This window comes from Citrobacter sp. RHBSTW-00671 (genome assembly GCF_014103415.1).
Taxonomy (GTDB): Bacteria; Pseudomonadota; Gammaproteobacteria; order Enterobacterales; family Enterobacteriaceae; genus Citrobacter.
Map to the genome: position 1 here is coordinate 61,084 of NZ_JABXPR010000003.1, position 20,421 is coordinate 81,504.

The 20,421-nt window shown below is 52.8% G+C and carries 16 protein-coding genes; 6 read left to right on the forward strand and 10 right to left on the reverse strand.

Annotated elements, in window-relative coordinates:
- Positions 1–45 precede the first annotated feature (45 nt).
- The 5 genes from HV261_RS25245 to ytfQ all read right to left on the reverse strand — a co-directional run bounded on the left by HV261_RS25245 (position 46) and on the right by ytfQ (position 5,848).
- Positions 46–1,158 (reverse strand): methyl-accepting chemotaxis protein, encoded by a 1,113-nt coding sequence (locus HV261_RS25245; RefSeq protein ID WP_202039781.1) that lies wholly within the window; start codon positions 1,156–1,158, stop codon positions 46–48.
- A 103-nt stretch (positions 1,159–1,261) separates the two neighbouring features.
- Entirely contained in the window at positions 1,262–2,263 is a 1,002-nt protein-coding gene (yjfF, locus tag HV261_RS25250) for a galactofuranose ABC transporter, permease protein YjfF (protein WP_202039782.1), read from the reverse strand.
- Entirely contained in the window at positions 2,250–3,272 is a 1,023-nt protein-coding gene (gene ytfT, locus HV261_RS25255) for a galactofuranose ABC transporter, ATP-binding protein YtfT (RefSeq protein WP_202039783.1), read from the reverse strand. Before ytfT ends, yjfF begins: the two co-directional genes overlap by 14 nt.
- A gap of 13 nt (positions 3,273–3,285) precedes the next feature.
- Complete coding sequence (gene ytfR / locus HV261_RS25260) at positions 3,286–4,788, reverse strand: galactofuranose ABC transporter, ATP-binding protein YtfR (RefSeq protein WP_202039784.1); 1,503 nt, start codon at positions 4,786–4,788, stop codon at positions 3,286–3,288.
- A gap of 103 nt (positions 4,789–4,891) precedes the next feature.
- Positions 4,892–5,848, reverse strand: coding sequence for a galactofuranose ABC transporter substrate-binding protein YtfQ (gene ytfQ, locus HV261_RS25265; RefSeq protein ID WP_048212856.1), 957 nt, complete (start codon positions 5,846–5,848; stop codon positions 4,892–4,894).
- A gap of 309 nt (positions 5,849–6,157) precedes the next feature.
- Between ytfQ and ppa the strand changes: the two genes are divergently transcribed.
- From ppa to HV261_RS25280, 3 genes are all read left to right on the forward strand, one after another.
- Positions 6,158–6,685: an inorganic diphosphatase gene (gene ppa, locus HV261_RS25270; RefSeq protein ID WP_005134479.1), complete on the forward strand. Its 528-nt coding sequence runs from the start codon at positions 6,158–6,160 to the stop codon at positions 6,683–6,685.
- 209 nt (positions 6,686–6,894) lie between these two features.
- Complete coding sequence (gene yncE, locus HV261_RS25275) at positions 6,895–7,965, forward strand: 7-bladed beta-propeller protein YncE (RefSeq protein ID WP_202039785.1); 1,071 nt, start codon at positions 6,895–6,897, stop codon at positions 7,963–7,965.
- An 85-nt stretch (positions 7,966–8,050) separates the two neighbouring features.
- Positions 8,051–10,060 (forward strand): TonB-dependent receptor domain-containing protein, encoded by a 2,010-nt coding sequence (locus HV261_RS25280; protein WP_202039786.1) that lies wholly within the window; start codon positions 8,051–8,053, stop codon positions 10,058–10,060.
- A 57-nt stretch (positions 10,061–10,117) separates the two neighbouring features.
- Here the strand turns inward: HV261_RS25280 and HV261_RS25285 are convergent, their stop codons facing one another.
- Genes HV261_RS25285 through tamA form a run of 3 tightly spaced genes read right to left on the reverse strand, consistent with a single transcriptional unit; the run spans position 10,118 to position 15,971 of the window.
- Positions 10,118–10,462 (reverse strand): gamma-glutamylcyclotransferase family protein, encoded by a 345-nt coding sequence (locus HV261_RS25285; protein ID WP_048212859.1) that lies wholly within the window; start codon positions 10,460–10,462, stop codon positions 10,118–10,120.
- Positions 10,463–10,464: 2 nt separating this feature from the next.
- Positions 10,465–14,241 (reverse strand): autotransporter assembly complex protein TamB, encoded by a 3,777-nt coding sequence (gene tamB / locus HV261_RS25290; protein ID WP_202039787.1) that lies wholly within the window; start codon positions 14,239–14,241, stop codon positions 10,465–10,467.
- Entirely contained in the window at positions 14,238–15,971 is a 1,734-nt protein-coding gene (tamA, locus tag HV261_RS25295) for an autotransporter assembly complex protein TamA (RefSeq protein ID WP_202039788.1), read from the reverse strand. Before tamA ends, tamB begins: the two co-directional genes overlap by 4 nt.
- 212 nt (positions 15,972–16,183) lie before the next feature.
- Here tamA and msrA point away from each other — a divergent pair, with 212 nt between their 5' ends.
- Both msrA and paeA read left to right on the forward strand, forming a co-directional pair.
- Positions 16,184–16,822 carry a peptide-methionine (S)-S-oxide reductase MsrA gene (msrA, locus tag HV261_RS25300; protein WP_202039789.1) on the forward strand — a complete coding sequence of 213 codons (639 nt, stop codon included), beginning with the start codon at positions 16,184–16,186 and terminating at the stop codon, positions 16,820–16,822.
- 298 nt (positions 16,823–17,120) lie between these two features.
- Positions 17,121–18,458: a polyamine export protein PaeA gene (paeA, locus tag HV261_RS25305; RefSeq protein ID WP_202039790.1), complete on the forward strand. Its 1,338-nt coding sequence runs from the start codon at positions 17,121–17,123 to the stop codon at positions 18,456–18,458.
- 65 nt (positions 18,459–18,523) lie between these two features.
- On the opposite strand, the gene ytfK is transcribed toward paeA, so the two are convergent.
- Positions 18,524–18,730 carry a stringent response modulator YtfK gene (ytfK, locus tag HV261_RS25310; protein WP_003025710.1) on the reverse strand — a complete coding sequence of 69 codons (207 nt, stop codon included), beginning with the start codon at positions 18,728–18,730 and terminating at the stop codon, positions 18,524–18,526.
- Positions 18,731–19,056: 326 nt separating this feature from the next.
- Here ytfK and HV261_RS25315 point away from each other — a divergent pair, with 326 nt between their 5' ends.
- A complete protein-coding gene (locus tag HV261_RS25315) occupies positions 19,057–19,614 on the forward strand; it encodes a YtfJ family protein (RefSeq protein WP_202039791.1) in 558 nt (185 codons plus the stop codon).
- Here the strand turns inward: HV261_RS25315 and cysQ are convergent.
- A complete protein-coding gene (cysQ, locus tag HV261_RS25320) occupies positions 19,604–20,344 on the reverse strand; it encodes a 3'(2'),5'-bisphosphate nucleotidase CysQ (protein ID WP_202039792.1) in 741 nt (246 codons plus the stop codon). The genes HV261_RS25315 and cysQ overlap by 11 nt on opposite strands.
- Between the last annotated feature and the right edge of the window lie 77 nt (positions 20,345–20,421).

Consider the following 20,421-nt stretch of genomic DNA (forward strand, 5'->3'; position numbering starts at 1 on the left):
GGCGGCGTAAACGCCTTTATCCGGCCTACAAAATCCATCGTTCGGTTAGGCTGTCTGTAGCTTAAATACGGCCATGGCTTCGATTAGCGCTGAAGACTGCTCTTCCAACGAGCGGGTAGCCGCCGAAGACTGCTGTACCAACGCCGCATTCTGCTGCGCTGTTTCATCCATCTGACTCACCGCAATATTCACCTGCTCAATCCCACGGCTCTGCTCCTGAGACGCGCTGGCAATTTCACGCATCAGCTTGGTCATACGCATAACCTCGGTCGCGATTTCATCCATGGTTTCACCCGCCTGCTGCGCCAGTTCACTTCCCTCACCAACATGCGTATGGGAATCACTGATCAATGTACGGATCTCTTTTGCCGCCTCGGCGCTACGGCTGGCAAGATTGCGTACTTCCCCTGCTACCACCGCAAAACCACGGCCTTGCTCACCCGCGCGCGCCGCTTCAACGGAGGCATTGAGTGCCAGGATATTGGTCTGGAAAGCAATACCGTCAATCACACTGAGGATATCGGCAATTCGGCTGGAGCTGCCGGAAATATCGCGCATTTTTTCAATTATATAGCACACCATCTCACTGCCCCGATCGGCGGTATCCGATACCGATTTTGCCAGCTGATGCGCCTGCTCTGCGTTTTCCGCATTCTGTTTCACGGTGGCGGTGAGTTCTTCCATACTGGCAGCGGTCTGTTCCAGCGACGTGGCGGTGGATTCTGTACGTTGCGCCAGATGCTGGTTACCTGCGCTCAATTCACGGCTGCCAACATCAATTTGCGAGCTGGCTTCACGCACTCGCTGCACAGAATCCCCCAATGCATGGCGCATTTCATCCATCGCAGCGTTAAGGCGGTTGAATTCAGCGCTGGCCGATAACGCGCTGACAGGCGACAAATCGCCTGTCGCCAGACGTTCCAGCTGTTCAATAATGTTATCCAACGGTTTGAGAAACTTATTTCGCAGCATAAACCAAATGACCGCCAGCAACGCAATGGCAGCCAACATAGCAGAACTCATAATACCGTGATAAACCAAAGAGTTAATAACGCGGGTGGCGGCATAAAGCCCCATACTGCCGGTCAGCAACAGAAGAAACGTCAGCAGAGACAATAACACCAACAAACTTGATCGAATTGAAAGGGATTTTGGCATCGTTATATTTCCGGTTGTAGGGATAAAACAGACCTGTACAGAACCTATCGACTACAACCGGAAAAAGTTTAGGTATTTAAATGTTTTCTGGAAAATCATGACGTTACTTTGGCACTTCAGCCGTGCTCACGCGGGTGACCGGCGAGCTCTGACGATTTTCCCAAAGCACCGTGAGACCACGTTGTAAGGCAATAAAAACAAACAATAAAATACCAATCGCGATCTTCGTCCACCAGGAACTTAATGTGCCATCAAAATTAATATAGGTCTGAATCAGCCCCTGTATGGCAACACCAAATAAGGTACCTAAAACTGTCCCAACCCCACCGCTGAGCAACGTACCGCCAATCACCACCGAGGCGATAGCATCCAGTTCTACCCCGACCCCTGCCAGCGCATAACCGGCCTGGGTATAAATGGAAAAGACAATGCCGGCAAGCGTCGCAAGCCCGGTGGACAGCATATAGATACGGATGGTGGTGCTGCGGGTTGAGATACCCATCAGGTTGGCCGAAGTGGCGTTGCCGCCAATGGCGTAAACCTGATTACCAAAGCGCGTACGGTGCGCCAGGAATATACCGATGACGACGACCCCTAGCATCAGTAATCCCATCGCACTCAGGCGACCGCCGCCGGGGATCTTCCATGCCAGACTGGAGAGGGCGTCATACACAGGATGGTTAATCGGAATCGACTCTTCGGAAACCAGATAGCTGACACCGCGCAGGAAGAACATTCCCGCCAGGGTGATAATAAATGCCGGGATCTTCAGGGCATCAATCAGCAATCCCATAAACGCACCAAACGCACAGCCCATTGCCAGAATCAAAGGAAACGCCAGCAGTGGCGAAATCCCCCAGTAACCAATCGCCTTTGCTAAAAATACCCCCGTAAAGGCAATCACTGACCCGACGGAAAGATCGATCCCCCCGGAGAGAATGACGAAAGTCATGCCGACGGCGATAATCCCTAAAAAGGCGTTATCGGTCAGAATATTGCAGATCACCCGGGTGGAGGCAAAAGCCGGAAATTGCGTCAGGCAGTAGAGGTAGCCCAAAATAAAGACCCCGAGGGTGATCATCAGCGGTAAATTACGTTTTATCACGACCGCGCACTCCTTTTATCAGGCTGATAAAGCGTTGTGACTGCACGACCAGCACGCACAACACCACGATGGCTTTGACCACCTGATTCAGTTCCGGCTGGAAGCCCGACAGTAAAATCCCGGTGTTCATCCCCTGAATGATCAACGCGCCAATTACCGATAGCAGCAGGTTAAAACGTCCGCCCATCAGCGAGCCACCGCCAATAACTACCGCCAGGATGGCATCCAGCTCCAGCCACAATCCGGCGTTATTGGCGTCTGCCCCGCGGATATCCGCGGTGACGATAATGCCGGCAATCGCCGCGCACAGGCCGCTCAGCACATAGGTAAGCATCACTATGACGCGGGTGTTGACTCCGGCATTTTTCGCCGCACGAATGTTGATACCTACCGCTTCAATAAACATGCCCAGCGCCGTTTTTCGGGTCAGCAACCAGAACACCACCAGCGTGAGCAGTGCAATAATTACCGGCGTGGGGAACAGTAACAGCGAGCCGCTGCCAAACCACGACAGATCAGGTGAGTTGAAGGTGACGATCTGCCCGGAGGTGATCAACTGCGCAACGCCGCGCCCGGCCACCATCAGGATCAGCGTCGCGACAAACGGTTGGATCTTGAGGATCGCCACCAGAATCCCGTTCCACAATCCCGCCAGAAGGCCGGAGCCTAAGGCAGCAAGCAGCACCACGGGTAAGCTGTACCCGGCAACCGTCATCGCAGCGGTTGTCGCCCCGGCAATGGCCATCACCGCCCCAACGGAAAGATCGATGCCGCCAGTGGCAATCACCAGCGTCATACCAATCGCCAGCAGCGCCACGGGCGCGGCGCGGTTGAGAATATCAATCGGGCTGCCGAACAAGCGGCCATCCTGCAAAATGACCTGATAAAAGTGCGGCGCGACCAGGCTATCCACCAGCAGCACCAACAGCAGCGCCACCAGTTGCGGCATTCCCTTTGGCCAGCGAAACCGCCGCTCAGGCGGATTGGATTGAGGGAGAGATTGAGGCATCACCATAGTCTCCTTAGGCCGCAATAGCATTCATGATCGCCGGTACGGACAATTCAGCCAGCGGGATCTCGGCCACCTGTTTGCGATCGCGCATAATAATGACCCGATCGGCATAGCCCACTAACTCTTCCAGTTCGGATGAAATCACCAGTAGCGCCAGACCATCCGCGCACAGCGTTTCGATCAGGCGGATAATCTCGGCATGCGCACCAACGTCGATCCCACGCGTGGGTTCATCGAGGATCAGGAACTGCGGTTTGGTCAGCAACCAGCGCGAGAGCAAGACTTTTTGCTGATTGCCGCCGGAGAGAAATTCGATCGACTGCTCAGCGTTGGGGGTGCGAATACCGAGCTGACGAATAAAGCGCTCGGCGATCTCGTTTTGTTCTTTCCGCGGGATGGGCCGCAGCCAGCCGCGCTGCGCCTGCAATGCCAGAATGATGTTTTCCCGTACCGAAGCCGCGGCGATGATGCCATCCGTTTTGCGATCCTCCGGGCAAAAGCCGATCCCCAGACACGAAGCCTGATGCGGCGATCGCAGTACCTGCGGTTTACCTTTGATCAGCGCACTGCCGCTGTCCGCAGGTTTAATACCGAAGATCACTTCTGCCGCTTCTGTTCGCCCCGAACCCAGCAGCCCCGCCAGCCCGACGATCTCGCCGGGGCGTACCTGCAGATCGAACGGTGCAATCGTGCCTTTTTTGCCAAAATCACTGAACGCCGCTACTGGCTTATCGCTCAGCAATGTGCGGCCCGCACGCTGTAGCGCATGGGTATCCAGTTCACGGCCCAACATCATTTTGACCAGTTCGATCTGTGGCAGCTCGCGGGTTTCACGGCAGCCAACGAAGCCGCCGTTACGCAGAACGGTGATGCGATCGCTGACCTGATAAACCTGATCGAGGAAGTGGGTGACGAAGATCAGACTGACGCCGCGATCGCGCAGATGCCGCATCAGGCCGAACAGCATTTCAACTTCCTGGGTGTCGAGGCTGGCGGTGGGCTCATCAAGGATCAGCACTTTCGCGGAGAGATCGATCGCCCGACAGATGGCAACTATCTGCTGCATCGCCACCGAAAAGCGGTTCAGCGGCTCGCGCACGTCGAGCGAAAAACCGTAGGAGGCCATCAGCTCCGTAGCACGCTTTTCCATTTGCTTGCGCTGCAGCAGGCCAAAGCGCCGCGGCTCACGACCAATAAACAGATTATCTGCCACCGACATATTGGGCAGCAGGTTCACTTCCTGATAGACGGTGCCAATCCCCAGTTGCTGGGCATGAGCGGTATTCTTAGGGGAAATAGTCTGGCCTTCGAGCCAGATCGTGCCGCGATCGGCATGATAAACGCCGGTCAGCGCTTTGATCAGCGTCGATTTTCCGGCCCCGTTTTCTCCCAGCAGCGCCATAATCTCGCCACGACGCAAACTGAAATCCACATTATCCAGCGCCTTAACGCCGGGAAAGAATTTGCTTAATCCTTCGGTGCGGAGGATTTCCTGATGTTGGTCGGTGGTCATGGTTCCCCCTGCATCACGCCGGATGGCGCTACGCTTATCCGGCCTACAAAAGAGCGTAATGTAGGTTGGGCAAGCGCAGCGCCCCCGGCATTTTCATGAAGGCCTAGTAGCCCATGTTTTTCTTCTTCTCTAACTCTTCTTTCGCCGTATCCGGCAGATAGAGGATGGATTTGGTAATGGTCAGCTTCTCAGGCATCGTGCCGTCTTTCTTGAATTTCTCCAGCGCATCGAATGCCGGCCCTGCCATATTTGGCGTCAGCTCGACGCTGGCGTTGGCTTCGCCATCAATCATCGCTTTATAGATATCCGGTACGCCATCGATTGAACCGGTCAGAATATCTTTGCCCGGCTTCAGACCCGCTTCTTTAATCGCCTGGATAGCCCCGATCACCATGTCATCGTTGTGAGCGTAAACCATGCAGATGTTCTTGCCGTTGTTTTCAGCTTTGATAAAGCTCTCCATGACTTCTTTGCCTTTACTGCGGGTGAAGTCCCCGGACTGAGAGCGAATAATTTTGATGTTTGGCGCGCTGGCGATGGCTTCGGCAAAACCTTTTTTACGGTCAATCGCCACGCTGGCACCGACGGTCCCTTGCAGCTCAACCACGTTACACGGTTTGCCGTTCACCTCTTTAATCAGCCAGTCGCCGATTAATTTACCTTCCAGCACGTTATTGGCGGTAACGGTGGTCATATAGAGAGATTTGTCTTTTACATCGATGGAACGATCGAGCAAAAAGACCGGAATGTTGGCATCTTTCGCTTCTTTTAACACCGGCTCCCAACCCGTTGCCACGACCGGCGCAATGAAGATGGCATCCACGCCCTGCGCGACAAATGAGCGTACGGCTTTAATCTGGTTTTCCTGTTTTTGCTGGCCGTCAGCGATTTTCAGCGTAATACCACGCTTTTCGGCCTCGCTTTTCGCCACATTGGTTTCCGCCGCGCGCCAGCCGGATTCAGAGCCAACCTGCGAAAATCCTACGGTTAAAGGGGCTGCCAATGCCATAGACGACATGGCTGTCGAAACTGCTGTGACTAAAAGTAAGCGCTTCCACATAAGTGCGTCCTCGTAGGGGGATTATTGTTGGTTAATAAACAGTCGCGAAAAAACTATAGACAATTGAGCATGTAACGAATTGCGTTACATCACACTTCAAAAAAGTAAATAAAACGTTAATCACAACTTTGTAATCGCTTTCATATCACTATGAAAAATGCGGCTAAAGATATGGATTTTCCTGTCACGAAAGAGAAGAAAAAAGAAGAAAATGTGCGCCGCGAAAGCGAAAACAAGCGGAGACATTCGGCGCGAGTTGGCTATAATACCCGCCACTTGTTTGCCATAGCTTATTTAAAGGAAACAGACATGAGCTTACTCAACGTCCCTGCCGGTAAAGATCTGCCGGAAGATATCTACGTTGTTATCGAGATCCCTGCAAACGCAGATCCGATCAAATACGAAGTTGACAAAGAGAGCGGCGCCCTGTTCGTTGACCGCTTCATGTCCACCGCGATGTTCTATCCGTGCAACTACGGTTACATCAACCACACCCTGTCTCTGGATGGTGATCCGGTAGACGTTCTGGTCCCGACTCCGTACCCGCTGGAGCCAGGTTCAGTCATTCGTTGCCGTCCGGTTGGCGTACTGAAAATGACCGACGAATCCGGTGAAGATGCGAAACTGGTTGCCGTACCGCACACCAAACTGAGCAAAGAATACGATCACATCAAAGATGTGAACGACCTGCCGGACCTGCTGAAAGCGCAGATCACTCACTTCTTCGAACACTATAAAGATCTCGAAGCGGGCAAATGGGTGAAAGTTGACGGTTGGGACAACGCTGAAGCGGCTAAAGCTGAAATCGTTGCTTCCTTCGAGCGCGCGAAGAAATAATTTCGCCTGCACTGAAAACCCTGAACACCAGCCTCTGGTTAGTAAGGGTTTTTTTATGCCTGTACTTTCCCTCCCTTTATTCTCCCGGTAGCCCGCTGGTTTCTTTTTGACCTACCAGATTGGGTAGTCACATTTCATTTATCTTATTTGCGAATGAGATTAGATCTCATTATCATTCGCAGCACGTAAATAAATGTGAATAAAAGTCAATGAACCTCCACACTGTGAAGTCCCTGAAACACTATTCCGGCGTAGCACTCGTCACGGCGCTGTTATTTACCAGCCTGCCCAGCACGGCAGAGACGCTGCCTGAAAACGATTTTCTGACCCACGATGTCGGTAACGGCGTGTATGAACTGGCGGTTGATAGTCAGCAGAACACGCTCTTTGCCGCCTCGTCTCCGTCATTTGATAAAGACAAAACCAGCGGGCTTATCTACAAACTCGATCTGGAAAAACTCACAACCACCGAAGTCATCAAGACCAGCCGCCGTGCTTTCGCCACCGCGCTGGATGAAGAGAACCAGGTACTGTATGTCGGTAATACGCTGGAAGGTTCAGTCACTTTAATCGATACCCGCAGCGGTAAAGAGTTGGCGATACTGCAACTGAGCGAAGCCAGCAACCCGAAAGACATTGTCCATACCCGTGAAATGGTGCTCGATAAACAGCATCACCGCCTGTATGTCTCCGGCGTGGCTGAAAAAGGCATTGTCTGGGTCGTGGATACGCAAAAACGTGAAAAAATTGCCACCCTTGAAAACATGGGTCAGTACCCAACCGGTATGGCCGTCGATGCTGATAAAGATCGCTTGTATGTCGTTAATGGCCGAAATGAACTGATTACACTGGATACCACCAGCCAAAAGATTATTAACCGTTTCACCATTGAATCTGACAAAAAACATTTCTTCCTGAATATTGCGCTTGATGCAAAAAATAATCGTGCGTTTCTGACCGATCCTGATCTGGCTGATGTTCTGGTTGTCGATATTAATAATGGAAAAGTTATTGCACCAATTAAGGTCATTAATTCTTTAGCCGTGCTATATAACGAAAAACGCCAGGAAGTCTATATCACCCACCGTAATGCAAAGCGCATCAGCATTGTGGACAGCAAGACTTATCAGGTAAAACAAAGTATTGAAACCAAGGCTTTACCTAACAGCCTCGCACTTTCGGCAGATGCTAACACCCTGTTCGTCAGTGTAAAGCAGCCGGAAAAGATGATTGGCATAAAACCCGACTACGTGCTGAAAGTCGATCTGTCTAAATATTAATAATTAAAAACGCTTCTTACACCTTGCAGCTTTTCCGGGTTGCAAGGTGATGCTTTTATTTTTTACTTTTCAGGTGTCTTATATTATGAAAACGCGTCAACTTATTACGCTGACAGGGATCGTTGCATTCTCAGGCGGTGTTATTTTTCCCACGCAGGCCGAAGAATTAACGGAAACCTCACGCAATAGTGAAGATGAAATGGTGATCACCGCATCCGGGTTCTCGCAGCAAAAGCGCGAAGCGCCGGCCACCATTTCAGTTATCGATCGTAAAACGCTGGATATTCAGCCGGACCGTAGCATTGGCGAAGCGATTAAAAACCTTCCCGGTGTCTCGGTCACCAACAGCAGCGGCATGAACGCGGGCAGCATTATGATCCGCGGTATGGACCCGTCCTATACCGCTTTTATGGTTAACAGCGTCAAACAGAATACCGGTGAGTCGCGCCCCTACGGCCATGATATTGGTACCGAAGCCAACTTCTTACCGCCTATGGAGGCCATTGAGCGTATCGAGGTTATTCGCGGGCCAATGTCCTCGCTGTACGGTTCAGACGCTATCGGTGGCGTCGTCAACGTCATCACCAAAAAACCGTACGGCGCGAAAGACTGGACGACGGCGATTGCGGCGAATACCTGGCTTCAGGAACACCAGTATTTGGGTAATACCAGCCAGATGAACCTGTTTACCATGGGGCCGATTGTGCCCGATGTGCTGGGCCTTAGCGTGGCGGCCGACTGGCTCGACCGTCGCGATGACGATCGCAATAATTATTTCGGCAAACACAACCGTAAATCCGTTGATATGACGCTGGGCCTGGCCGCCAGCGAAAATAACCTGTTCGACCTCAACGTGGTCACCGGTGAGCAGGAGAAAAACCGGACTCAGAAACGCGGCGCGCCGTGGTCATGGCTGTTCGATCGTAATGCCGCCACCCTGACGCATACCGGCTGGTACGCAGACGATACCATCGCGACAACCAACTACATTAACTACGAGAAAGGCCGTTCGAAGTACGTCTATAACGGGCAGGCTCCGCAGTATGTACAGATGGAAAACTATGTCGCTAATTCGCAAACCACGTTTACACTCGACAACCATAAACTGACCGTCGGGGCGAATTTTACCCGCGAAGAGTTAAATGACCGCTTTGATGTGGCTAACAAAACGCTGCCCGGCTCAGAGCCGGTAACCAAAATCAGCCGCAACGGCTGGGCGCTGTTTGCTGAAGATGGCTGGAGTATTGACGATTTCATCCTGACCACCTCAGCGCGTATGGATCAGGACGATAACTTTGGTACGCATATTACGCCAAAAATGTACGGCAACTGGGCCTTCAGCGATGCCTGGGCGCTAAAGGGCGGTATTTCGGCAGGATATAAAAAGCCGGAGCTACGCGCGACATCCAGCAACTTCGTCACCCCTTACGGCTCAACCGTGCCTTATCCATTCCTGACGGTAGGTAATGACGACCTGAAACCAGAGAAAAGCGTTAACTCTGAGCTGGGTCTCTACTGGACGGGCGATGCGCTGGCTCTGGATAGCACGGTCTTCTATACCCAGTTCAAAGACAAAATCGCTGAACAAACCATTTGTGAAACCACGGCGACAAACCAGTGCTCGGTGAATGGCTACAAAGCAGATTCCGTCAGTAAATACTTTAACGTCAGTGAGGCAGACGTATATGGCATTGAGCTGAATGCCGACTGGCAAATTAGCGCCGACCTCAAAGCCAACGCTAACTACACCTGGAACCACAGCGAGCAGAAAAGCGGCGTCAACAAAGGCTACGCGCTGAACGACTACCCGCGTCATATGGCGAATCTGTCGCTGACCTGGGCAGCGACACAGAGTCTCGACGTGTGGAGTACAGTGAACTATCGCAGCAGTAACCGCAACAGCGGCAATAACTACAAATACGATGACTACACAATGGTTGATGTGGGCGTACGTTATCAGCTCAATAAGCACACGCAGTTGATGGCAGGTATCTACAACGTGTTGGATGAAGATCCGAAGCTGACTACCGCGTGGAATGAATCTGCTCAGGTGGAAGGCCGTCGCTATAACCTCGGCGCGCGCGTAGAGTTTTAAGCCTTAAATAAACAACGCCACCCGAAGGCGGCGTTGTTTATTCTCGTAGGCGATATATCAGTACTGGTCTCGGTCTAACCAGTTACCGCTTTCAATCAGCGTTAATCCCTCGACTGAACGTTGGTACACGTACATCCATGCACTTCCGTACGGCGTCTGAATTAACTGGCGTGCATATTCGCCACCTCGCGTACGCAGAGCGTCAAGCTCTGCCAGCGTGGCGTTGTCAATACGATAAACTTCCCCGTGTACCGTTCCGTTCCCCGGAACTGCGCCTGGATAGTGGCCCAGGCTGTACAACTGGTAGTTGTCGATACTGAAATTTCCCAGCAACAGGGCATTGGTCATCCAGTGGCTGTTGCCTTGTTTGGTTCGTAAACTGCCGTAGACAAATATTCGCATTGCTAAAACTCGAACTGATAGAGCAAATCAAGTGCCTGATCTACGCCAGACACGGCTTCCAGATATAGCTTAGGCATCAGACGATAACGTAGCGTGAGTGTCGCTAAAGAGTCAAATATACCCACACCATATTTCACCTGCAGACCTGGCAGTACGTATCCGCTGACAACCACCTGAGAGGAGTCACCCACCCCTTGCGTGTCCAGTGCCAGATTGCTTACGCCAAATGTCTCCCCGATTTTACCCACAACCTGACCACTTTGTGCAACCCCCAGGCCAATAAGCATTGAGGTCATCGCCGCGCTGTCGCTCTGCTCGCTGTCTAGTCCTTGTCCGCGTAGCAGATAGGAAAGCGCCATTTGCTGCGACATCGCCGGGTCGGAGAAGATCTCCGCTTTCGGTTCATCGGCAGTGCCGGTGACGCGAACACCGGCGATCACGTCGTCTTCGGTGGCATCCGGGTTACGAATTGCTTCTATGTTGAGTAACGGCTGATCCGGCGGACCGGAGAATAACAGCTCACCCTTACGCACAATCAAATCCTGACCATAGGCATGGAAACGCCCGCTCGGGATATTGATCTGTCCGTTCAACCCAAGGCCCTGCTTATCCTGCGCAACTTTCAGATCGCCCGTCAGACGCGCTTTCAGACCAAAGGCATCGATTCGTACGTTGTTGCCTACATGAATGTTCAGGTTGCTGTTGATCGGAATACCGGCGCTTTGCGGCTTCTCTGGCTGCAGATTGTCGTTGAGCATCACCATGTCGCTGGACACTCCCACCGCGCTTTCCGGCAGGTCGTGCACCACAATACGCGCCCACGGCACATCCACGTTGCCATCAAGGGTAAACAGGCTCGGCGTGGCTTCGAAGACCACATCCGGCGAGACGTCCAGACGAACCATCGGCGGCACGGTAATACGCACGCGACTGCCTTTGGCTGCAACACGCGCCCGCCAGTTATCTATCTGGCTCCAGTCGGCATCGCCGCTGAGGTTAATCTGCCCCTGCTGCGTACGCACCACGCCCGCCAACGTCGAACGCGTTCCGTTAAAGTTCACAGCCAGTTGGCTGGGCTGCATATCAAACGGCATAAAGTTACCATCAACATCCAGACCGCTAAGCTGCAGTTGTCCAAGCAACTGCGGACTTTGCACATCGCCGCCCAGACGCAGATTGGCGTTGATCATTCCCGCAGCCTTTTCACCTCTGGAGAAGATGGGATTCACCATCGCCAGATTGAAGTTGCGGATATTCACATTACCGCCAAGATTACGCCGTCCCTGCGGATCGGTTACCTGCACCTGTCCGTCAAACTGCCCGTTATTGGTCAGGCGGATCAGCCAGCCCAGTTCGGCACGGTTGTTGTGCAGGTCGGCGGTCAGGTTCAGCGTCTCAAACGCGACCGGTAACGCGGCATCGTTTACGCTCTGGGTGACCTTCACGTTACGCCCACTTAGCATGACCTGTCCCTGTGGTAGCCCCTCTTTGGTGGTGTCCCAGCTCACATCCGCTTTGCCACTGAATACGCCACTGGCCTGGGTTGTATCCGGCATAAACGGTTTCAGCATCGCCAGATCAAAACGGTTGAGATTCACCACCGCACGGCCTTCCGCGCCCGCATCAATCGTCTGCGGCACGCACAGTTCCGCATTCGGGTTATTCCAGCAGTGTGGCCCAATGCTGATTTTCTGCTCCTGGTTACGGTAATCCAGCGCAATCGCACGGTTAAGCGACCACGGACCGACCGGCGTCTGGAAGCGGGTATTGCTCAACGCCCCTTTCCAACGCTGTTCTTTGCGATCGAAGCTGCCGGCCAGATCCAGTTGCCCGGAAACCGGCTCCCCCTGAATGCGTAGCTGTAATTCATGCTGCTTTTCACTGCCTTTCGCGTTCAGAGTGACCAGCCCGATATTGACGTCAGGTTGCACAATTCGCTCTACGCGCACGTTGAGGCTACCGGCGATTTGCTCAGCTGATTTCACGTCACCCTCGACGCGCACCTGAGCCACGGAAAGTTCCTGCCAGCGCAGACCACGGGCGGTGATATCCGCCAGCAGTTGCGGTGCCTCAACTGTGCCGCGAACTTTTACCAGCCCTTTCGCCGTACCGCCCAGCCCCGGCAGTGCGTTATCCAGATTCGGGGCATCAATCGTCGCATCCAGATTGAGATCTTTAACCCCCAGCTCCCCTTTTACCTCAGCGCTGTTGCGCCCCAGTTCCAGGTGCAGACCCGGAATGGTCCACTGCAGGTAGCTATTCCCCTTCAGTGAACCGTTCACATTGACCTTATTCTGTTTCACATTCCCGGTCAGCTTCAGTTCCGGAACCTCCATCTGCCAGCTTCCGCCGTACAGACTGCCGCGGGTTTTCACCAGACCATTCAGTTTTGACGGCCAGTCAGGGATCTCTTTTGCCGTATTGATGCCATCCAGCGTCAACTCTCCGCGCCAGCTAATGGCCTGCTGCCAGTCCACCAGCGCCTTCAGCTCGGTTTTTCCTTCCAGCGCCGCAATGCTGAGTTTGTCGAGATTGATCTGTTGTTCGTTACCTTTGGCATCCAGCGTAATGGTGGCCGGAGGGATATCCTGCCCTTTCACGGCGGTGCGCATCGATAACGTGTAGTCGGTCATTTTGCCGGTCAGCTTGAGCTTAATATCATCAGCCTGGAACTGCTTGTCGCCGGTGAACGGCCAGTAAACCTGTTTACTGTTCACCTCCAGATTGAGCGGTAACCCCGCTTCCGCCAGGCGCGTTTGCGCACGCAGATCCAGATCGACCGGACCGGAAAGATTGACGCCGACCTCCAGCTGTTCACGCAGCGCGCCGCCGACCTTCAGCTTCACCTTTTCGCCTTTTAACGGGTCGATGTTGAGTGTGCTGTTCAGGGTTATATCGACCGGCCATGTGTCGGTGAGCTGCGCCGTGCCGCTGGCTTTTACTGTTCCCTGATTCGAATCAATATCCAGCGCATCAAGCTTCATGTTGCCGTCAATGCTGCTCACTTTCAGCAGCATGTTATGTACCGTTAAATCTGTATCCCCGGTCACCCGCAGCTGCTCGCCACGAAACTCTTCAATGTTGAGATTCAGCGGCAGATGGACATCGGTCATCTCCGGTAACACCGGTTTGGAGAACAGATCTTTTAGCGTTTCACCCAGCGGCTTTTCGTCCGGCTGCGGATGTTGAATCTTCGGTTCGACGACCTCTTCCTGCGCCACGTCCGCCACTTTAGGCAGCGCGATCAGCAGCCCCTGTAATGACGTAGGCTTCAGGGTCAGCGTTTTTTCCTGCCAGTTGAGGCCGGAAGTGAAATCCAGGACGGAAACCGTGGTGTCATCAATTTTGATATTGATATTATTCAGCGCCACGCGTGAAAGCGTGATGGGATAAGGCGTGGAAAGGTTGAGCGGCCCGCTCTCTTCTTCTGCAACCGGCGCGGAAGGCGGCATCTTTTTACTGTCGATCGCCACGTTGATATCTTTCAGCGACAGATCGTTGACGCACAGGCTACTGTTCCACAGGCAGTTGAGTCCCACCGCCAGATGCACTTCACCGGCATTTACCGCCACACCGGGCTGGTCGTAGCGGATATTTTTCAGCGACAGACCCCGCCAGCCACCAGTAACCTGACCAATCTCCAGCCCAGGCACCCAGCGATTAGCTGCCTTGAAGACCAGATGCAGACCGGAGGTTGTCCCCACCAGGAACGCGACGGTACCTAACAACAACAGGATAAAAACCAGTACCCCGAGGCTTATCTTCTTCCATAAACTCATAATTCAGGCCCCAGACCGATGTAAAACTGTAAACCATGTTCATCTTTGTCGCCGACAGGGACGGCAAAATCGAGCTTGATAGGCCCCACCGGCGACTGCCAGCGTACGCCGACCCCGGCACCGGTTTTGAAATCGCTTCTGCGGATATCGCTGACCGCTTCACCGCTATCGACAAACATCGCGCCCCACCATTTCCCGGTCACGTTGTACTGGTATTCCAGCGAGCCCGTCGCCAGCTTCGAGGCCCCTTTCAGCTTGCCGTCGCTGCCTTCCGGCGAAATAGATTTGTATTTGTAGCCACGAATACTGCGGTCGCCCCCGGCGAAGAAACGCAGATCCGGCGGGACTTTGTCGAAGTCACCGGTTTCAATCCAGCCGAGGTTACCGCGCATCACAAAACGGTGCTTGTCATACAGCGTGCGGATCCAGACGTTCTGCGCTTGGAAGACGGAGAAATCAACGTCTGAACCCCAGGCCGTATTCGAATAGTCAATGGAATAGCGCTGGGAATCACCCCAGACAGGCATCAGCCCGCCGCGCGAGCGCGTCCGGCTAATCATCACACCCGGATAGAGCAGCATCGTCGTGTTGGTGACGTCACCCTGGGTAAAGTGGTCGAGGCTCCAGCGCAGGTTGATTGCACGCTGCCAGCCACTCGACAGATCCCAGTAGCGGGAGACCGCGAGCGTGGTGGAGTCCTGCTCGGTGTCGTTTAAATCGGTACGCTTAAAACCCCCCTGCACCAGGTAATACTGCTCCAGCGGGTTCTTTAACAGCGGCATTTTATAGCTGAAATCAAGGACCTGCTCTGGCGCAGAAATACTGGCACTGGTGGTCAGGCTATGGCCGTAGGAGTTCATCCACGGCTTTTTCCACGAGGTTTTCAACCGCGGTCCGACGTCAGTCGAGTAGCCGGCCCCGGTTTCGATGGTATTTTCAGTGCGCGGCGAGACCACGCCTTTTAGCGGCAGTACTTTGGTTTCACGGGCTTTATCAAATTCAGGCGCCACCACCACGGAATTAAACCATCCGGTCGCCGACAGACGACGGTTCAGTTCACCCAGATCTTTCGACTCGTACTCTTCACCTTCTTTAAAGGGCACCAGATTTTGCAGATACTCATCGCGAATTTGCGAACCTTCAAAAGTGACATGACCAAAGCGGTAGCGCTCTCCGCTGTTGTAATCGATATCCCAGAACGCCTGGCGGCGATCGAGTGCAATTCCGAGCTGACTTTTATTAAATTCGCTGTCGAAATAGCCTTTACGCAACGCCACACTGGTGAGCGACTTTTTGAAGCTGTCATAATCGCCTTGATTCAGCACGGTGCCTATTGCCGGACGCGTCTTCAGCAGATCCAGGTAATCTTTGTCCGTACGCGCGCCGCCGCGCAGAATCACCTCGGTGCCGCCAATCAGCACCGGCTCGCCGGGCGTCACTTTGGCAATCAGCACCTGACGTCCTTTCGCCGGTGGTGGACGTAGCTCAAAATCAATGGTCGGCTCAAAGTAGCCCAGCGCTTTTAGCCCTTCGCGGATAGCATCATCAACGCGCGCACGAAAACGCCGGTCTGGTGTGACTTCGTCACTCTGAATCGTGGACAGTTGCGCACGGACGTTTTTCTCCAGCGGTCCTGATAATCCTTCGACCTGTAAGCGAACATTCGCAGCGGTGGCGGAGCCACTTAAGCACAGTAATCCCACCCAACATAACTGACGGATATGTGGCACATTTTCTCCTGAATATCCTTTTTTCCCACCCCTGGAAAAAAATACTATGCCGTTCCTCGGCTTAACAAAAAATCAACAATAAGAGTTGAAAAACAGACGACAACCCAAATATTTCTTATGTTTAACTCTAGACGCATTCACGCTATTTATTGTGGGCAAAGACGCGTCTCGTTACAACCTTAACCCAAATGACTGATTTCGGGAGAACGGCCATGAGTTTATTTGATAGAAAGCATCTTGTTACTCAAGCAGATGCGCTACCTGGACGCAATACCCCGATGCCGGTAGCAACGTTGCATGCGGTTAATCAGCATTCGATGACCAACGTGCCCGACGGCATGGAGATAGCCCTCTTCGCCATGGGATGTTTCTGGGGCGTGGAGCGCTTATTCTGGTCACTACCGGGGGTATATAGCACGGCAGCCGGATACACCGGTGGCTATACCCCTAACCCAACCTATCGGGAAGTGTGTTCTGGTGATACGGGCCATGCCGAAGCGGTACGCATCGTCTATGACCCGCATGTTATCAGCTACGAACAACTGCTGCAGGTGTTCTGGGAAAATCATGACCCGGCGCAGGGTATGCGTCAGGGGAACGACCAGGGCACTCAGTACCGTTCCGCAATTTATCCATTAACCCCGGAGCAAAGCGCGGCCGCGCAGGCCAGCCTTGAACGTTTTCAGGCGGCAATGACCGCCGCGGACGACGAACGCGAGATTACGACGGAAATCAGCACGGCGACCCCGTTCTACTACGCCGAGGACGATCACCAGCAGTATCTGCATAAAAACCCTTATGGATACTGTGGCATTGGCGGCATAGGCGTTTGCCTGCCACCGCAGAGTTAATCCGCAACGGCCCGATAGCACAGCGCTTATCGGGCCTCCCCACGCTCTTCACGTGACCTCTGGCGGCTTTACAGTACCTTACGCTATACTAGCGTCTGAATTTACCGGCTCAACTCCACGAGCAGGTTTTCAATGAATTTTCCATTGGATTTATACTTTATGGATTTCGGGTTGCAGGACAAAACGCCATAGGTGTTTTGAACAGCGCTAGCGCTGGCCCCAACGCACCTGCAGCTTGAAAGACGACGAGTACCAACTTCTCCCTTCCGAGGATCTGGCCCTAACGGTCGGATAAGATATGTTAAACAGTATTTTAGTCATTCTCTGCCTGATCGCCGTGAGTGCGTTTTTCTCGATATCCGAGATCTCACTTGCTGCCTCGCGCAAAATAAAACTTAAACTGCTTGCCGATGAAGGCAACGTAAATGCACAGCGTGTTTTGAAGATGCAGGAAAACCCCGGCATGTTCTTTACCGTTGTGCAAATTGGTCTTAATGCGGTTGCGATTCTTGGCGGTATCGTCGGTGACGCAGCGTTTTCACCGGCATTTAACGGTCTGTTCTCGAAATACTTTGCCCCAGAGCTGTCTGAACAATTGAGCTTTATTCTGTCGTTCTCCCTGGTGACTGGCCTGTTCATCCTGTTCGCGGATTTAACCCCGAAACGCATCGGTATGATTGCGCCAGAAGCTGTGGCTTTGCGTATCATCAACCCGATGCGCTTCTGTCTGCTCGTGTTCCGCCCGCTGGTATGGTTCTTTAATGGTCTGGCAAATAACATTTTCCGTCTGTTTAAGATCCCGATGGTGCGTAAAGATGACATCACTTCGGACGATATTTACGCCGTAGTAGAAGCCGGCGCATTGGCAGGGGTTCTGCGCAAGCAGGAACATGAGCTGATCGAAAACGTATTTGAACTGGAATCCCGTACCGTGCCGTCTTCAATGACCTCGCGCGAAAACATTATCTGGTTTGATCTGCACGAAGACGAACAGAGCCTGAAGAACAAGGTGGCGGAACATCCGCATTCCAAGTTTCTGGTCTGTAATGAAGATATCGACCACATCATTGGCTATGTGGATTCCAAAGACTTGCTTAATCGCGTACTGGCAAACCAAAGCATGGCGCTGAATAGCGGCGTGCAGATCCGCAATACGCTGATTGTTCCGGATACGCTGACGCTCTCAGAAGCACTGGAAAGCTTCAAAACCGCAGGTGAAGACTTTGCCGTCATCATGAACGAGTATGCACTGGTGGTGGGGATTATTACGCTTAATGACGTAATGACGACACTGATGGGTGACTTAGTCGGCCAGGGTCTGGAAGAACAGATCGTCGCGCGTGATGAGAATTCATGGCTGGTTGACGGCGGTACGCCGATTGATGACGTGATGCGTGTGCTGGATATCGACGAATTCCCGCAGTCCGGTAACTATGAAACCATCGGCGGTTTCATGATGTTCATGCTGCGTAAAATCCCGAAACGCACCGATTCAGTGAAGTTCTCAGGCTACAAATTTGAAGTGGTGGATATCGATAACTACAAGATCGATCAGCTGCTGGTAACACGTCTGGACAGTAAACCGAGCGTCCTGGTACCGAAACTGCCGGATGCAAAAGAAGAGACCAGGGCGTAATCCCGCCAGAAACATCAACGGCTCCCATCAGGAGCCGTTTTTTTAACTACTGCATAGCACTTTGGTTAAGCCATCTCTGTCTGCAGACGCAAAACCTGACGGTTAACTTCGGACATAACAGAAAAATGCAGTTTGTCCTTCACTTTTGGGATAAGAATCTTACCCTTATCAAACTCAAAAGCGCCTACATCCTTGATATATAACCGTCCACGAAACAGGATCTTCACGTACTTCGCCACCTGCAGCGGGTTGTATCGTTGGAAAATTTTCATTGTATCTCCTGCTGAGCGTTACGCCTTTGCGGTACCACAATCGGTCCGACAATCCTCAGGCGCAAATTTTAATGCCTTATGACTATAGACTATCTGAACCATGTTTCCAGCGTGTATAAGTTTATTTACCTTCAGGTTACAATTATTCAGAATTATCTTTTCAACGCTTCGCTGTCTTCAGTATAAGCCTTCATTTTTCGCAGGATTTGTGCGCCCGTCCGCAAACTGGCATCGCGCTTGCGGGAAAAAGCATCATTCGCACATATGATTAAATTCCAGACCCAAGTGGTCGGATTACCTGCAAAATAAAGAAAGAAGGAAAACCCATGACCTTACAAAAACTGCTGGCCCTGTCGTGCCTGCTGCTGCCGATGATTGCCTCCGCGCATAAGTTTGAAGCCAACCAGCGCGTACCGCCGGTGGGCATTGCCGATCGCGGCGAACTGATTCTCGATAATGATAAGTTTAGCTACAAAAACTGGAATAGCGCGCAACTGCCAGGGAAAGTCCGCATTGTGCAACACATCGCCGGACGTACTTCCGCCAAAGAGAAAAATGCGACACTGATTGAAGCTATCAAAGCGGCAAATCTGCCGCATGATAAATACCAGACCACCACCATCGTCAACACGGATGACGCCATTCCTGGTTCGGGCATGTTCGTGCGCAGCAGCCTGGAGAGTAATAAGAAGCTCTACCCGTGGTCGCAATTCATTGTCGACAGCAATGGCATTGCGCGTAAAGCCTGGCAACTGGATGAAGAGAGCTCCGCTATTGTCGTACTCGACAAGGACGGACGCGTGCAGTGGGCAAAAGATGGCGCATTAACGCAGGAAGAGGTGCAGCAGGTGATTGCCCTGCTGCATAAATTACTCAGTAAATAGAGACGCGGAAGCCGGGGTTGAGGAACGATTCACGTGGGGTGTAATCCAGAGTTTTCCCCTGCCAGTCGTGAACGTGAGCCCCGGCAGCGGCTGCAACCGCGTGGCCTGCTGCGGTGTCCCACACGTTGGTAGGTCCAAAACGCGGATACAGCTGCGCCTGCCCTTCGGCAACCAGACAAAACTTCAGCGACGAGCCAATCGACGTGGTCTGATGTTCGCCCAACTGTTGCAGATACTCTTTTAGTTCATTGTCCGCGTGCGAACGGCTAATCACCACCAGCGGTGGACGAGCATCACGAACCTGAATTTGTTTGCGTACACCGCACTCTTCTTTCCACGCTTTGCCCTGTTCCGCGCTGTACATCACTTTCATCACGGGGGCATACACCACGCCCAGCACCGGCTTTCCCTTCTCGATAAGCGCAATGTTAACGGTAAATTCACCGTTACGCTTAATGAACTCTTTGGTCCCATCCAGCGGATCGACCAACCAGTAGCGCTGCCAGTGTTGACGAACATCCCAGCCCGGAGGCGCCTCTTCAGACAGAACCGGAATATCCGGCGTCAGTGCCAGTAATCCTTCGAGGATCACCGTGTGCGCGGCAATATCCGCCGCAGTGACCGGAGAATCATCCTGCTTGCTGGTAATCTCCATCGGTTTGAGTCCATCGTAGACCTGCATAATGGCATCGCCCGCGTTCCGTGCAAGCTGGCATACATGTTCTAGCATTCTCCACCTCGTTTCTGTCGTGGTGTTAACTCGTTGTTTTACTTATACCCGATCGCCAAGGGATCCGCCAACTGTGA

Bases quoted from the DNA above. Each gene is read 5' to 3' on its own strand.
- ppa (WP_005134479.1), top strand. From the start codon at position 6,158: ATGAGCTTACTCAACGTCCCTGCCGGTAAAGATCTGCCGGAAGATATC.
- HV261_RS25315 (WP_202039791.1), top strand. From the start codon at position 19,057: ATGACCTTACAAAAACTGCTGGCCCTGTCGTGCCTGCTGCTGCCGATG.
- ytfQ (WP_048212856.1), bottom strand. From the start codon at position 5,848: ATGTGGAAGCGCTTACTTTTAGTCACAGCAGTTTCGACAGCCATGTCG.
- ytfT (WP_202039783.1), bottom strand. From the start codon at position 3,272: ATGCCTCAATCTCTCCCTCAATCCAATCCGCCTGAGCGGCGGTTTCGC.
- tamB (WP_202039787.1), bottom strand. From the start codon at position 14,241: ATGAGTTTATGGAAGAAGATAAGCCTCGGGGTACTGGTTTTTATCCTG.
- HV261_RS25280 (WP_202039786.1), top strand. From the start codon at position 8,051: ATGAAAACGCGTCAACTTATTACGCTGACAGGGATCGTTGCATTCTCA.
- cysQ (WP_202039792.1), bottom strand. From the start codon at position 20,344: ATGCTAGAACATGTATGCCAGCTTGCACGGAACGCGGGCGATGCCATT.
- HV261_RS25285 (WP_048212859.1), bottom strand. From the start codon at position 10,462: ATGCGAATATTTGTCTACGGCAGTTTACGAACCAAACAAGGCAACAGC.
- paeA (WP_202039790.1), top strand. From the start codon at position 17,121: ATGTTAAACAGTATTTTAGTCATTCTCTGCCTGATCGCCGTGAGTGCG.
- yncE (WP_202039785.1), top strand. From the start codon at position 6,895: ATGAACCTCCACACTGTGAAGTCCCTGAAACACTATTCCGGCGTAGCA.
- ytfK (WP_003025710.1), bottom strand. From the start codon at position 18,730: ATGAAAATTTTCCAACGATACAACCCGCTGCAGGTGGCGAAGTACGTG.
- msrA (WP_202039789.1), top strand. From the start codon at position 16,184: ATGAGTTTATTTGATAGAAAGCATCTTGTTACTCAAGCAGATGCGCTA.
- HV261_RS25245 (WP_202039781.1), bottom strand. From the start codon at position 1,158: ATGCCAAAATCCCTTTCAATTCGATCAAGTTTGTTGGTGTTATTGTCT.
- ytfR (WP_202039784.1), bottom strand. From the start codon at position 4,788: ATGACCACCGACCAACATCAGGAAATCCTCCGCACCGAAGGATTAAGC.